At 66.4% G+C, this 12,352-nt stretch carries 12 protein-coding genes; 7 read left to right on the plus strand and 5 right to left on the minus strand.

All coding sequences use genetic code 11. The features are described 5' to 3' along the window. From ACFDSW_RS10600 to mltG, 3 genes are all read left to right on the plus strand, one after another. Positions 1–236: acyl carrier protein (locus ACFDSW_RS10600; protein ID WP_375250261.1), on the plus strand; the 236-nt coding region annotated here is incomplete at its 5' end. Between the two features lie 154 nt (positions 237–390). Next, complete coding sequence (fabF, locus tag ACFDSW_RS10605; RefSeq protein WP_375250262.1) at positions 391–1,647, plus strand: beta-ketoacyl-ACP synthase II; 1,257 nt, start codon at positions 391–393, stop codon at positions 1,645–1,647. Positions 1,648–1,659: 12 nt separating this feature from the next. Then, positions 1,660–2,628 carry an endolytic transglycosylase MltG gene (gene mltG, locus ACFDSW_RS10610; protein WP_375250263.1) on the plus strand — a complete coding sequence of 323 codons (969 nt, stop codon included), beginning with the start codon at positions 1,660–1,662 and terminating at the stop codon, positions 2,626–2,628. On the opposite strand, the gene ACFDSW_RS10615 is transcribed toward mltG, so the two are convergent. Beyond that, on the minus strand, positions 2,585–3,082 hold the full coding sequence (locus ACFDSW_RS10615; protein ID WP_375250264.1) for a DUF4126 domain-containing protein: 498 nt from the start codon (positions 3,080–3,082) through the stop codon (positions 2,585–2,587). The two genes, mltG and ACFDSW_RS10615, sit on opposite strands and share 44 nt — an antisense overlap. A 123-nt stretch (positions 3,083–3,205) precedes the next feature. On the opposite strand from ACFDSW_RS10615, the gene ACFDSW_RS10620 reads away from it, so the two are divergent. From ACFDSW_RS10620 to mdoH, 3 genes are all read left to right on the plus strand, one after another. Next, positions 3,206–3,958, plus strand: a complete 753-nt coding sequence (locus tag ACFDSW_RS10620; protein WP_375250265.1) for an SDR family NAD(P)-dependent oxidoreductase — start codon at positions 3,206–3,208, stop codon at positions 3,956–3,958. A gap of 90 nt (positions 3,959–4,048) precedes the next feature. Next, positions 4,049–5,509: a glucan biosynthesis protein gene (locus ACFDSW_RS10625; RefSeq protein WP_375250266.1), complete on the plus strand. Its 1,461-nt coding sequence runs from the start codon at positions 4,049–4,051 to the stop codon at positions 5,507–5,509. Beyond that, positions 5,506–7,320, plus strand: a complete 1,815-nt coding sequence (gene mdoH / locus ACFDSW_RS10630; RefSeq protein ID WP_375250267.1) for a glucans biosynthesis glucosyltransferase MdoH — start codon at positions 5,506–5,508, stop codon at positions 7,318–7,320. Before ACFDSW_RS10625 ends, mdoH begins: the two co-directional genes overlap by 4 nt. A gap of 182 nt (positions 7,321–7,502) precedes the next feature. Here the strand turns inward: mdoH and ACFDSW_RS10635 are convergent, their stop codons facing one another. The 3 genes from ACFDSW_RS10635 to ACFDSW_RS10645 all read right to left on the minus strand — a co-directional run bounded on the left by ACFDSW_RS10635 (position 7,503) and on the right by ACFDSW_RS10645 (position 9,847). Next, the gene (locus ACFDSW_RS10635; RefSeq protein ID WP_375250271.1) at positions 7,503–7,745 is read right to left on the minus strand and encodes a hypothetical protein; all 243 of its coding nucleotides are present in this window, start codon (positions 7,743–7,745) and stop codon (positions 7,503–7,505) included. A 220-nt stretch (positions 7,746–7,965) separates the two neighbouring features. Continuing rightward, complete coding sequence (locus tag ACFDSW_RS10640) at positions 7,966–9,561, minus strand: isocitrate lyase (RefSeq protein WP_375250268.1); 1,596 nt, start codon at positions 9,559–9,561, stop codon at positions 7,966–7,968. Between the two features lie 130 nt (positions 9,562–9,691). Then, positions 9,692–9,847: a hypothetical protein gene (locus tag ACFDSW_RS10645; protein ID WP_335298761.1), complete on the minus strand. Its 156-nt coding sequence runs from the start codon at positions 9,845–9,847 to the stop codon at positions 9,692–9,694. A gap of 161 nt (positions 9,848–10,008) precedes the next feature. Here ACFDSW_RS10645 and ACFDSW_RS10650 point away from each other — a divergent pair, with 161 nt between their 5' ends. Then, positions 10,009–11,409, plus strand: a complete 1,401-nt coding sequence (locus ACFDSW_RS10650; RefSeq protein WP_375250269.1) for a short-chain fatty acyl-CoA regulator family protein — start codon at positions 10,009–10,011, stop codon at positions 11,407–11,409. Between the two features lie 26 nt (positions 11,410–11,435). Here the strand turns inward: ACFDSW_RS10650 and ACFDSW_RS10655 are convergent, their stop codons facing one another. After that, complete coding sequence (locus tag ACFDSW_RS10655; protein WP_375250270.1) at positions 11,436–12,305, minus strand: SDR family oxidoreductase; 870 nt, start codon at positions 12,303–12,305, stop codon at positions 11,436–11,438. Positions 12,306–12,352 lie beyond the last annotated feature (47 nt).

The raw sequence follows: 12,352 nt of genomic DNA on the forward strand, positions 1-12,352 counted from the left end.
TGAGCGAGACCGCCGACCGCGTGAAGAAGATCGTCGTCGAGCATCTCGGCGTCGAGGCCGACAAGGTGACCGAGGATGCCAGCTTCATCGACGATCTGGGTGCGGACAGCCTCGACATCGTCGAGCTGGTGATGGCGTTCGAGGAAGAATTTGGCGTCGAGATTCCGGACGACGCTGCCGAGAAGATCTCGACCGTGAAGGACGCGATCACCTATATCGACGAGCACAAGGGCTGATCGAGCGGGCCTCGGCCCCGCTCGTCAGAGCCGGAATTGAGCGGCTCCCCATCCTCGGCTAGAGGGCGGGGGGCCGTTTCATTTTGGTGAAGGTTACTTTGAAAGCGCCGCACGGCCGAGGAGATGGCGCCGCCGCGGTGAAGAGGAAATGTCTATGCGTCGTGTCGTCGTCACCGGTCTCGGCCTCGTCACCCCATTGGGCGCGGACGTGGAAACAGCTTGGGCGAATTTGATCGCCGGCAAATCGGGCGCTGGTCCGATCACACGTTTTGATACGCAGGGGCAGAAATGCACCATCGCTTGCGAAGTGAAGCCGAAGGGCCACGAATATGGCTTCGATCCCGACAAGCGGGTCGACCATAAGGTGCAGCGGCAGGTCGATCCCTTCATCATCTATGGCATCGATGCCGCCGGCCAGGCGCTCGAAGACGCCGGGCTCGTCGATATGGACGAGGCGACCCGGCTGCGGGCGGGCGTGTCGATCGGCTCGGGCATCGGCGGGCTGCCGGGCATCGAGATCGAATCGGTCAATCTGCACGAGCGCGGCCCGGGCCGGGTCAGTCCGCATTTCGTCCACGGTCGCCTGATCAACCTGATCAGCGGGCAGGTGTCGATCAAATATGGATTGATGGGGCCGAACCATGCGGTCGTCACCGCATGCTCGACGGGCGCGCACTCGATCGGCGATGCTGCGCGCATGATCCGCGACGACGATGCCGACATCATGCTGGCGGGGGGCGCGGAAAGTACCGTCAACCCGCTCGGCGTGGCCGGATTCGCGCAGGCGCGGGCGCTTAACATGAGCATGAACGACCGCCCGACCGAGGCAAGCCGCCCCTATGACAAGGATCGCGACGGCTTCGTCATGGGCGAGGGCGCGGGTGTGGTCGTCCTCGAGGAATATGAGCACGCCAAAGCGCGCGGCGCGAAAATCTACGCCGAGGTGGTCGGCTATGGCCTGTCGGGCGACGCCTATCACGTCACCGCGCCTCACCCGGAAGGCAAGGGAGCCGAGCTGGCGATGCGCATGGCGCTGCGCAAGGCCGGGATGGAGCCCGCCGATATCGACTATATCAATGCCCACGGCACCTCGACGATGGCCGACACGATCGAGCTGGCGGCGGCGAAGCGCGTTTTCGGTGACGATCTGTCGGGGGCGTCGATGTCGAGCACCAAGTCCGCGATCGGGCATCTGCTCGGGGGCGCGGGCGCAGTCGAAAGCATCTTCTGCATCCTCGCGCTGCGCGATCAGATCGTGCCGCCGACGCTGAACCTCGACAATCCCGACGAGGGCACCGAGGGCGTCGATCTGGTGCCGCACACCGCGAAGAAGCGCACGGTGCGCGCGGTGCTGAACAATTCGTTCGGTTTCGGCGGCACCAATGCGTCGCTGGTGATGAAGTCGATCTAGGACGGATCGGCGATGCGCAGGCTTGGTTGCGTCGGGCTGATCGCCGGCTTGCTGCTGATCGCGGCGGGTCTGTGGGCGGCGCGCGGATGGAAGGGGCATGGCCCGGCGGAGCGGCCGACTATCGTGCAGATCGCCGAGGGCTCCAGCCTCGCGGGTGCGGCGCGCACGCTGGAGAAAGCGGGGGTGATCGCCTCCGCCAGCCGTTTTCGTCTACAAGCGCGGTTGTTCGGTTCCGACGTCGCGATCAAGGCGGGGGAATATTCCTTCCCCGCCGGGGCGAGCGCGTCGGACGTGCTGGCGATCCTGCAGGGCGGCAAGGCGACGCAGCGCGTCCTCGTCATTCCCGAAGGTTACCCGTCGGTGCTGGTGCATGCCGAGCTGATGAAGGCCGCCGCGCTCACCGGGACGGTGCCGGTGCCGGCGGAAGGGTCCGTATTGCCAGACGGTTATACGTTTGAGCGTGGCGAGACACGCGCGGCGGTGCTGCATCGCATGCAGACCGCCATGACCCGCTATCTGGCGAAGGCGTGGAAGAGCCGCAAACCGGCCACCGTCGTTACCTCGCCGCAACAGGCAGTGATCCTCGCTTCGATCGTCGAGAAGGAAACCGGCAAGCCGTCCGAGCGGCGCATGGTCGCGGCGGTCTATTCGAACCGTCTGCGGCTGGGCATGCCGTTGCAGGCCGATCCGACCGTCATCTATCCGATCACCAGGGGGCGTCCGCTGGGGCGGCGGATCCGGCAATCCGAGTTGCGCGCGAAGAATGGGTACAACACCTACGCAAGCGCCGGCCTCCCCATCGGGCCGATTGCCAACCCCGGCCGGCTGTCGATCGACGCGGTGCTCGATCCGGCGGCGTCGAAGGCGCTCTATTTCGTCGCGGACGGCACCGGCGGGCATGTCTTCGCGGACACATTGGCCGCGCATAACGCCAATGTCAGGAAATGGTACGCGATCCGCCATGCGCGGGGGGAAATGTAGCGGGCGCCGCCATCGCCCGCACCACCAGTGCCGCGCTGGTGAGCGTCAGCGCGTCTTCGACGACGCCCGTCCACGTCTGACCGAAACGCCGCATCGCGGCCTTCCGCAGGCGAAAGGTGAGATAGGCCGATCCGATCGCGGTCACCGCCCCCCGCGCGGCGGCGGCCGGGCGTTGCCGCCGGGGCGCGAGGCTGACGGCTGCCAGCGCGCCCGTCGCGACGCGCGCGGCAAGGCCAGGGGCGATGATCCGGTCGGGTGCGCTGCGCATCTTGTCGCCGGCCCACTCGCCCGCCGCGATCGCGCTGGCGCCCGCGCTCACCAAGGGGTGCGACAGCAGCCGCGGGGCGCCATTGTCCGCCGGTAGTTCACCCCGGCGCGCGGCATGGGCAATCGCCGCGAACGGCGTCATCGCGCGCGTGCCCGCCACGGCGGCGAGAAGGAGGGAGCGGAGCATGGCGGGGGCCCTTTCATCGATCGTTCCCGCCATAACGCCGCCGGGGCACGCTTCGCTCCGGGGCTTGTCGCCTGTGTCCGCCCATGGCACCGCGACGGCATGGATCGCGCGGGGGGAAAATAGGTGAACGAACTGGAAGGGCGAGTCGCACTGATTACCGGGGCATCCTCGGGGCTGGGGGCGCATTTCGCCGAGCGTTTCGTCGCGGCGGGGGCCAAGGTGGTGATCGGGGCGCGACGTGTCGACCGCATTGCCACGCTTGCCGAGCGGCTCGGCGAAGCGGCGCTGGCGGTGGCGGTCGATGTCACCGACGAGGCTTCGGTGGCGGCCGCGTTCGATGCCGCGGAAGCGCGCTTCGGCACCGTCGATACGATCGTGGCGAATGCCGGGCAGAGCAATCCGGGGCGTTCGACCGACATCACCGCCGCAGCGTTGCGATCGACGATCGACGTCAATCTGACCGGTGTGTTCCTCACCGCGCGCGAGGGCGCACGCCGGCTCATCGCGGCCGCGTCGCGAGAGACCGGGCGGGGTCGGATCGTGCTGATCGGATCGATTACCGCGCATCAAACCGCGACCGGCGATGTCGCTTATGCGGCTTCCAAGGCGGCGGTGGCGCATCTCGGCCGCAATTTCGCGCGTGAGTGGGTTCGTGCCGGGATCAACGTCAACGTCATTCAACCCGGTTACATTCAGACAGAAATCAACGGTGACTGGTTCATGACCGAGGGAGGGCAGGCGCAGATTGCCGGTTTCCATCGGCGACGGCTGCTGCCGCTCGATGCCTTGGACGACATGCTGCTGTATTTCGCCTCCGATCGCTCCGCCCATCTCACCGGCTGCGTGATGGATGTCGACGACGGTCAGTCCCTCTGATCGCCCGGATGGTCGCGCGGCTTTTGTATTGCAACAAAGCGGACACTAGCCGGTTGCGTAGCCATGCGAACCACTCATCGACGCGAGTTTATGCTGGCGGGCGCCGCCGCGACCTGCTGGCCCCTGATCGCCACGGGCGCCCCCGCCCGTGACGCCGCTTTCTCGTGGGAGGGCGTGCAGCAGCGCGCCGCCGCGCTGGCGCGCCGCGCCTATCGCCCCGCCAAGCCGGTAGCGGCGGCGCAAGCGATTGATTTCGATGCGATCGGGGCGATCCGGTATCGTGCCGACAATGCATTGTTGGATAACATCCGCCTGTTTCCACTCGGCAACGTGGCCGCAACACCCGTCGCGATCAACGTGGTGGAGCAGGGGCGGGCGCGTCCGATATCCTTCGCCCCCGAGCTTTTCGATGTGCCGGCGGGGAAAGCCGCTGCGCCGGGCTTCGCGGGATTTCGCGCGATGGAGCCGGGACGGGAAAGCGATTGGCTGGCGTATCTTGGCGCTGCCTATTTTCGTGCCGCCGGCGCGCAGGACCAATATGGCCTGTCCGCGCGCGGACTGGCGATCGACACGGGCCTGGCGGATCGGGAGCAATTCCCGCGCTTCACCGAATTCTGGATCGAACGCGCCGGAGAGCGTGCCTATGTGATCTACGCGCTGCTCGACGGCGAGAGCGTGACCGGCGCGTTCCGGTTCGCCTCGCGCCATGACGGTGACGTCGTGCAGGACGTGTCGAGCGTATTGTTTCCGCGCCGTGCCATCGAGCGTTTGGGGATCGCGCCGATCACCAGCATGTTCTGGTATGGCGACCGGACGGGTGCCGGGGCGGGTGACTGGCGCCCGGAAATCCACGATTCCGACGGGCTCGCGCTGCTCACGGCATCTGGGGAACGGCTGTGGCGCCCCCTGATCAACCCGACGAGCCCGGTGACCGATAGCTTCGCGGCGAGCAACCTGCATGGCTTCGGATTGATCCAGCGGGACCGTAATTTCGATCATTATCAGGATGATGGCGCCTTTTATGATCGCCGCCCCAATCTATGGGTAGAGCCGCGCGGCACATGGGGCGACGGGCAGGTGATGCTATATGCCTTCCCCACCACCGGCGAGACGGTCGACAATGTCGCCTGCTTCTGGGTGCCGAACGCGCCCGTGCGCGCTGGCGAGCGGCTGGGGTTCGATTATCGGCTGCGCTGGGCCTCCGCGGATCCGAGCGTCGCGCAGGGCGCGCGCGTGATCGATACGCGGCTCGGCACCGCCGGGCGTCCGGGCGCGGCGATCGTCGCGGGGGCGATAAAGCTGGTGACCGATTTTCAGGGTGACGGACTGGCGGGGTTGACCCGGCAGAGCGGGGTGGTGCCGCAGATCGACGTCGCGCGCGGGCGCGTGCTGACGAGCTCGGCCTACCCCGTGGTAGGGACGCGCGATCGCTGGCGTGTCACCGCGGATATCGCCCCGGACGCGGGGGCGACCGCCGACGTGCGGCTCTATCTCAAGCGCGGGGAAGCCGCGCTGAGCGAAACCCTCCTGTATCCGCTGACGCTGCGATGATGCGCCCCTTCCGTCTTCCCGACGAAGCACCGCTCGACATGCCGGTGCAATTGTTCGAAGGGCGTCCGCCGGTGCCGACCGCGCCGACCGCCGCGCATGGCGTCCCCGATATGCTGACTCGCCGGATCCTGCTGGTGCTGCTGACCGGCGTGCTGGCGATGGCGGCGTCGACGGCGCTCAAGGAGTCGGTGCTCGCCGACGGCTTCGGTTTCGGCGATGCGATCCTGCTGACGATCTTTTCGCCGTTGTTCGCGCTGATCGCGTTCGGGTTCATCAATGCCGTGATCGGGTATTTCGTGCTCGCCACCGGGATGCACCCCGGCTTCATGCCGGTGCCGCGCTGGTCCGAACCGCTGAGCGGTCGCACCGCCGTTCTGATGCCGGTGCACAATGAGGATATGCACGCGGTCGCCGCGCGGCTCGCATATATGGCCGATGCGATCGCGGCGGCGGGTGCCTCACCCGCCTTCGACTTCTTCATCCTCAGCGATTCGGCGCCCGAGGCGGAGGAAACCGAGGTCGCGATCTGGCGCGGGCTGACGCAGCGGTTGCAGTGCGCCATTTATTACCGTCGGCGTGAGCGCAATATCGGCCGCAAGCCGGGCAATATCGCCGAATGGCTGCGCCGCTTCGGTGGCGCCTATGATTATATGCTGATGCTCGACGCGGACAGCCTGATGGGCGGCGATACGATCATTGGCATGGCCCAGATCATGGACCGCCGCCCCGCCGTGGCGCTGTTGCAGAGCGTGCCGCAGGTGATCGGCGCGCACACATTGTTCCAGCGCTGGATGCAGTTCGCCAGCCGCGTCTATGGGCCGCCCTCGACCGCCGGCCTGGTGTGGTGGTCGGGGTCGGAAGCGACCTTCTGGGGGCATAATGCGCTGATCCGGGTGCGTGCTTTCGCCGATAGCTGCGGTCTGCCCGAACTTCCCGGCAAGCCGCCGTTCGGTGGCACGATCATGAGCCACGATGTCGTGGAGGCCGCCCTGCTGCGGCGTCGCGGCTGGCGTGTGCACATGGTGATGACGGAGGAGACATTCGAGGAATATCCCCCCACGCTGATCGATGCCGCGGTGCGGGACCGGCGCTGGGCACAGGGCAATCTCCAGCATCTCGGCCTGTTGCACGCCTCTGGCTTCCACTGGATCAACCGCCTGCAACTGCTGCTCGGCGCGGCGGGCTATATCGCCTCGCCGCTGTGGCTGTTGCTGATCGCGATCAGCGTCTTGCTGGCGGTGACGGGGCAGGAGGGGCTGATCTCCGCATCGACATCGGGGTCGGTGCTCGCGCTGACGATCGCGCTGCTGTTCGGGCCGAAGCTGCTGGGCGTGATCCACGCCGTCAGCGACCGGCAGCGGCGGCATGATCTGGGTGGTGCGCGCGCGATCCTCCGCTCCGTGGCGCTCGACGTGCCCTTGTCGATCCTTGCGGCGCCCACGATCGCGCTGACGCAGACGATCGATCTGATCGGTATCGCGCGGCAGCGGCGGGCGGAATGGCATCCGCAAAACCGCAGCAGCCAGGGCTTGTCGATGGCGGAGATCCTGCCGCGTTATCGCTGGCACATTGCCGCCGGCGCGGTGTTGCTGATCCTGTCTCCGTTGATGCCGGTCGCGGCGGCGTGGCTCGTGCCGGTAACGGCGGGCTGGCTGCTGGCGCCGTGGATCGTGCAATGGACAGCCAGCGAACAGGCTGGCCGCTGGGCGGCGCATCGCCGGATCTTCGTCACCGATCTTGGGCAGGCGGAGCGCCAGGCGGTGGTGCGGCAGGCGGGTCACCCGGTCGACGGGGACGAGGCGCTGGCATGATAGCGGGGGCCTGACGGCGGAGCGTCTGATGGCGGGCGCCGAATGGCGGGGGGGGGCCGAATGGCCGGGGGCGCAATGGTGGAGAGCCAGAGGGCCGGGCGGACCATGCGGCCCGCAGTGGCGCGATGGTCGCGCCGGTGATCGGTCGGGGAAGAGGGCGAACCCTCTTCCCCTCAGCAAGATCAGTTGCTGTCCGAATCGTCGTCGTCGGCGATGATGACGATGCCGGCGACAACCGCCGCCGCCGCCAGAACCGCGACGATCAGGCCGCCACCGGCCAGTTCGTTCTTCTTCGCCGACGGCGAACCAGCGCGAGCCGACTTGGCGACCGAGAGGCTGGCGGCCGGGTTGGCCGGCGCAGCCATCGCCGGCGCCGTCGCCATCATGGCGGCCGCAGCGGCGAGCAGATAAGTTCCGAGCTTCATATTACTCTCCCTGTACAGGAGCGCGGTACATGTCACGGCTTGTTCCATTGTGCAACGCCGTTGCGATGACAGGTATGTGAAAGGCGATTGCCCGAAAGTCATTCATAATGCATGCTTTACGCGCACCGTAATATTGCTGCATTCGGACAGATGGTACTCATAACGGTTAACCACCCCGGCGCTCGCGCGCCGAGGTGGTGATTTCCGTTATCGGATCAGGTCAGGCGGCGAACTGGTTCATCGTATTGTGAACCCCGCCGGCTTTCAAAGCGGCCTCGCCGGCGAAATACTCCTTATGATCGTCGCCGATATCGCTGCCCGACATGTTCTGATGCTTCACGCAGGCGATGCCCTGGCGGATCTCCTGCCGCTGGACGCCCTTGACGTATCCGAGCATGCCAGCTTCGCCGAAATACTCCCGCGCGAGATTGTCGGTGCTGAGCGCCGCAGTGTGATAGGTCGGCAGCGTGATCAGGTGATGGAAGATGCCGGCGCGCGCCGCGGCGTCCTTTTGGAAGGTACGGATCTTCTCATCCGCCTCGATCGCCAGCTCGCTGTCATCATAGTCGACGCTCATCAATCGCGCGCGATCGAAGGCGGAGACGTCGCGGCCTTCTTCAACCCAGCGATCGTACACCTGCTGGCGGAAATTGAGCGTCCAGTTGAAGCTCGGCGAATTGTTGTACACCAGCTTGGCGTTCGGTACGACCTCGCGGATGCGATCGACCATGCTCGCGATCTGCTCGATATGCGGCTTCTCGGTTTCGATCCACAGCAGGTCAGCGCCGTTCTGCAGCGAGGTGATGCAGTCGAGGACGCAGCGATCCGCCCCCGTGCCCTCGCGGAACTGGAACAGGTTCGATGCCAGCCGCTTCGGGCGCATCAGCTTTCCGTCGCGCTCGATCACAACATCGCCGCGCAGCGAGGTGACGTCGGTCACTTCCTCGCAATCGAGGAAGCTGTTGTACTGATCGGCGATATCGCCCGGCCGGCTCGAAAAGGCGATCTGCTTGGTCAGGCCCGCGCCGAGCGAATCGGTGCGCGTCACGATGATGCCGTCGTCGACCCCCAGTTCGAGGAAGGCGTAGCGGCAGGCGCGCACCTTGGCGAGGAAGTCCTCGTGCGGCACGGTGACCTTGCCGTCCTGGTGCCCGCACTGCTTCTCGTCGGAGACCTGATTCTCGATCTGGAGCGCGCAGGCACCGGCCTCGATCATCTTCTTCGCGAGCAGATAGGTCGCCTCGGCATTGCCGAAACCGGCGTCGATGTCGGCGATGATCGGCACGACATGCGTTTCATAATGATCGATCGCGTGGATCAAGCGCTGCGCTTCGACCTCGTTGCCGCCTTCGCGTGCCTTGTCCAGCTCGCGGAACATCATCCCCAGCTCGCGCGCGTCGGCCTGCTTCAGGAAGGTGTAGAGTTCCTCGATCAGCGCGGGGACGCTGGTCTTTTCGTGCATCGACTGGTCGGGCAGCGGGCCGAAGTCACTACGGAGCGCGGCGACCATCCAGCCCGACAGATACAGATACCGCCCCTTGGTGGTGCCGAAATGCTTCTTGATGCTGATCAGCTTCTGCTGGCCGATGAAGCCGTGCCAGCAGCCAAGGGACTGCGTGTAATGCGCCGGATCGGCATCATAGGCCGCCATGTCACGGCGCATGATCGCGGCGGTGTATTTGGCGATGTCGATTCCGGTGTTGAAGCGGTTCTGCAACTTCATCCGCGCCACCGCTTCGGCGTCGATCCCGTCCCACGTGCCGTTGAACGTGCCGATCAATTGCGCGGCGGCGGTGATATTGTCCTGATAGGTCACGGGCGGATCCCTTTTTGATAGCGGTGGTGGCGGGGGAGTGGACGGGAATGTCCGTCGACACGCCGAAGCATGCCGACGGACACCTTTCCTCCCCAGGAAAGTGCTGGCTCGGCCGAAGCGAGCCGTCCGATCAGCCGAGGCGGCCGAGCCGGTGATAGAGGTTCGAGAATTTCGACGAGCGCGGATCGTCCGCGATCTGGCGAACATAGTGCGCGACGGCTTCCTTCATCAGACCGAAATCCTCGGTGGAGAAGACGGCGCGGCTGCGCTGCGGCTCGGTGGTCATGGTCACTCTCCTTGTTGGATGCCGGCGATCGCTCGCCTGATAGGAGTGTGATAATCGACTAAAATCGCTTTTGCGAAGCGGTGTCTTCACACTTTCGTGTCGCTTCGTCGGGTAGAATTCGGTAAATAGAGGTAATGTTGTAAAGATATTTACAGGGGCATATGGCGAGAGAGAAGGTGCTGGCCGGCCACGCGGTACGGCGATTGCGGCGCCGCAACGGGCTGACGCAGGCGGCAATGGCGGAGGCGCTGGGTATCTCCGCGAGCTACCTCAACCTGATCGAGCGCAACCAGCGCGCCTTGCCGACCGGCCTGCTGGTGCAGCTTGCCGAGCGCTTCGATTTCGATCCGCGGGCGCTGTCCGCAGGCGAGCCGGGGGGTGGCGCCGAGGCGATCCGGCGGCGGCTGGGTGACCCGATGTTCGCCGATCTGGAAGTCGATCGCGGGGAAGTGGAGGAGTGGTTGGCAGCGGCGCCCGGCGGCGCCGAGGCGTTCGCGCGCGCGTTCGACCGGGTCGGAGGCGGGGGCGATGTGGTGGCCGGGGCCGGCGACGATCCCGCCGCGGCGGTTCGTCGCGAGATTGCCCGCTGGCGGAACCACTTCCCCGATCTCGACGCGGCTGCGGAAGCGCTGGCCGACGAATTGCGATTGATCGCGGCGGACCTTTATGGCGCGCTGGTCGAGCGACTGCGCGTCAGGCACGGACTGGCGATCCGCATCCTGCCAGTCGAGGTGATGCCCGATCTGCTCCGCCGGCTCGACCTGCACGCGCGGCAATTGCAATTGAGCGAGCGGCTCGGAGTCGCGTCGCGCACCTTCGCCATCGCGGTGCAATTGGCCCAGCTCGAAGCACGCACGGAGATCGATTCGCTCGTTCGCGGGGCGGGGTTCGCGGATCGCGCGGCCGGGCGGCTGTTCCGTCGCCACCTGACGGGCTATTTCGCCGCCGCGACGATGATGCCTTACGCCCGCTTCCTCCGCGCCTGCGAGGCGACGGGATACGACGTGGACATTCTGCAACGCCGGTTCGGCGCCGCGTTCGAGCAGGTCGCGCATCGTCTGACGACGTTGCAACGGATCGGGGCGCGGGGCCTGCCCTTCTTCATGATCCGTGTCGATCGGGCCGGTCAGTCGTCGAAACGCTATGCCGGGGCAAGCCAGTCGGCCTTGATCGAGGCGGAAGGGCGATGCCCCCTGTGGCGTCTGCACCATGCCTTCGATCGCCCCGGCGAAACGGTGACGCAATTGGTGGAGCTGGAGAACGGCGAGCGCTGGTTTACACTGGCACGCTGTGTTCGCGCGCAGGGTGGCGCGGTGGGATCGGCGTCGCAGGCGGTCGCGGCCGAATTTGCGATCGGGCTGGGGGTGGCGGCGGCCCAGGCCCCCGCGCTGGCGGCGGCGCGAGGCGTCGATCCCGGCGGTGTGGCCACGCCCATCGGCCTGGGATGCCGGATGTGCGAGCGCGGAGATTGCCCGCAACGCTCCGCCCCGCCAGCGGCGCGCGCGCTACTGATCAACGAGCGGGAGCGGGGGGTGTCGGCCTGGGGGTTTGCGGGAGACTGAAGCGCGGCGGGTCATTCCGCCATTCCTTACGGGCTGCCCTTGCCGCCATGCGCCCCGACCGCGGTGCCCGTGGAGAAGCTCGTGCCATCCTCGGCGAGCATCACGTACAGCGGTGCCAGTTCGGCGGGCTGTCCGGCCCGGCCGAGCGGCGTGTCCTGACCGAACTCGCCCATCTTGCCCGGCAATTGCCCGCCGGCGACCTGCAACGGTGTCCAGATCGGGCCGGGCGCGACCATGTTTACGCGGATGCCCTTCTTCGCCAGCTGCTTCGCGAGGCCCTTGGTGAAGATCAGGATCGCGCCCTTGGTCGACGCATAATCGAGCAACTCCTCGCCGGGATCGTAGCTGTTGACCGAGCCGGTGTTGATGATGACCGAGCCCGGCGGCATCGACGGGATCGCCGCCTTGCAAATCCGGAACATCGCGAAGACGTTGGTTTCGAAGGTCCGAACGAATTGCTCGTCGGTGATGTCGGCAATGCTCTCCTTGCTTTGCTGATAGGCCGCGTTGTTGACGAGCAGGTCCAGCCCGCCCAGCGATCGGATCGCGCTGGCCACCAGCGTTTCGCAATTGCTTGCCGAACGGATGTCGGCGGGCAACAGCACCGCCTTGCGCCCCGCCTGCTCGATCAGCGTCTTCACCTCGCGCGCGTCGGGCTCCTCGCTGGGGTGGTAGTTAATCGCGACGTCGGCGCCCTCGCGCGCGAAGGCGATCGCGGCGGCCCGCCCGATACCGGAATCGCCGCCGGTGACGAGCGCCCTGCGCCCCGCGAGCCGCCCGGACCCGCGATAGCTCGATTCGCCACAGTCCGGCCGCGGCGTCATCTTCGATTGGAGCGCGGGCCAGGCCTGGCGCTGTTCCGGGAACGGCTGGCTGGTATATTTGCTTTCCTCCATTGTCTCCATACCTAATGGAGTCGTAGCTAATGCAACAATAGATAACT

This window comes from Sphingomonas sp. (genome assembly GCF_042091075.1).
In the GTDB taxonomy this organism is placed as follows: Bacteria; Pseudomonadota; Alphaproteobacteria; order Sphingomonadales; family Sphingomonadaceae; genus Sphingomonas.

Coding starts and splice junctions, on each gene's coding strand:
- fabF (WP_375250262.1), top strand. CDS start 391: ATGCGTCGTGTCGTCGTCACCGGTCTCGGCCTCGTCACCCCATTGGGC.
- mltG (WP_375250263.1), top strand. CDS start 1,660: ATGCGCAGGCTTGGTTGCGTCGGGCTGATCGCCGGCTTGCTGCTGATC.
- ACFDSW_RS10615 (WP_375250264.1), bottom strand. CDS start 3,082: ATGCTCCGCTCCCTCCTTCTCGCCGCCGTGGCGGGCACGCGCGCGATG.
- ACFDSW_RS10625 (WP_375250266.1), top strand. CDS start 4,049: ATGCTGGCGGGCGCCGCCGCGACCTGCTGGCCCCTGATCGCCACGGGC.
- mdoH (WP_375250267.1), top strand. CDS start 5,506: ATGATGCGCCCCTTCCGTCTTCCCGACGAAGCACCGCTCGACATGCCG.
- ACFDSW_RS10635 (WP_375250271.1), bottom strand. CDS start 7,745: ATGAAGCTCGGAACTTATCTGCTCGCCGCTGCGGCCGCCATGATGGCG.
- ACFDSW_RS10645 (WP_335298761.1), bottom strand. CDS start 9,847: ATGACCACCGAGCCGCAGCGCAGCCGCGCCGTCTTCTCCACCGAGGAT.
- ACFDSW_RS10650 (WP_375250269.1), top strand. CDS start 10,009: ATGGCGAGAGAGAAGGTGCTGGCCGGCCACGCGGTACGGCGATTGCGG.
- ACFDSW_RS10655 (WP_375250270.1), bottom strand. CDS start 12,305: ATGGAGGAAAGCAAATATACCAGCCAGCCGTTCCCGGAACAGCGCCAG.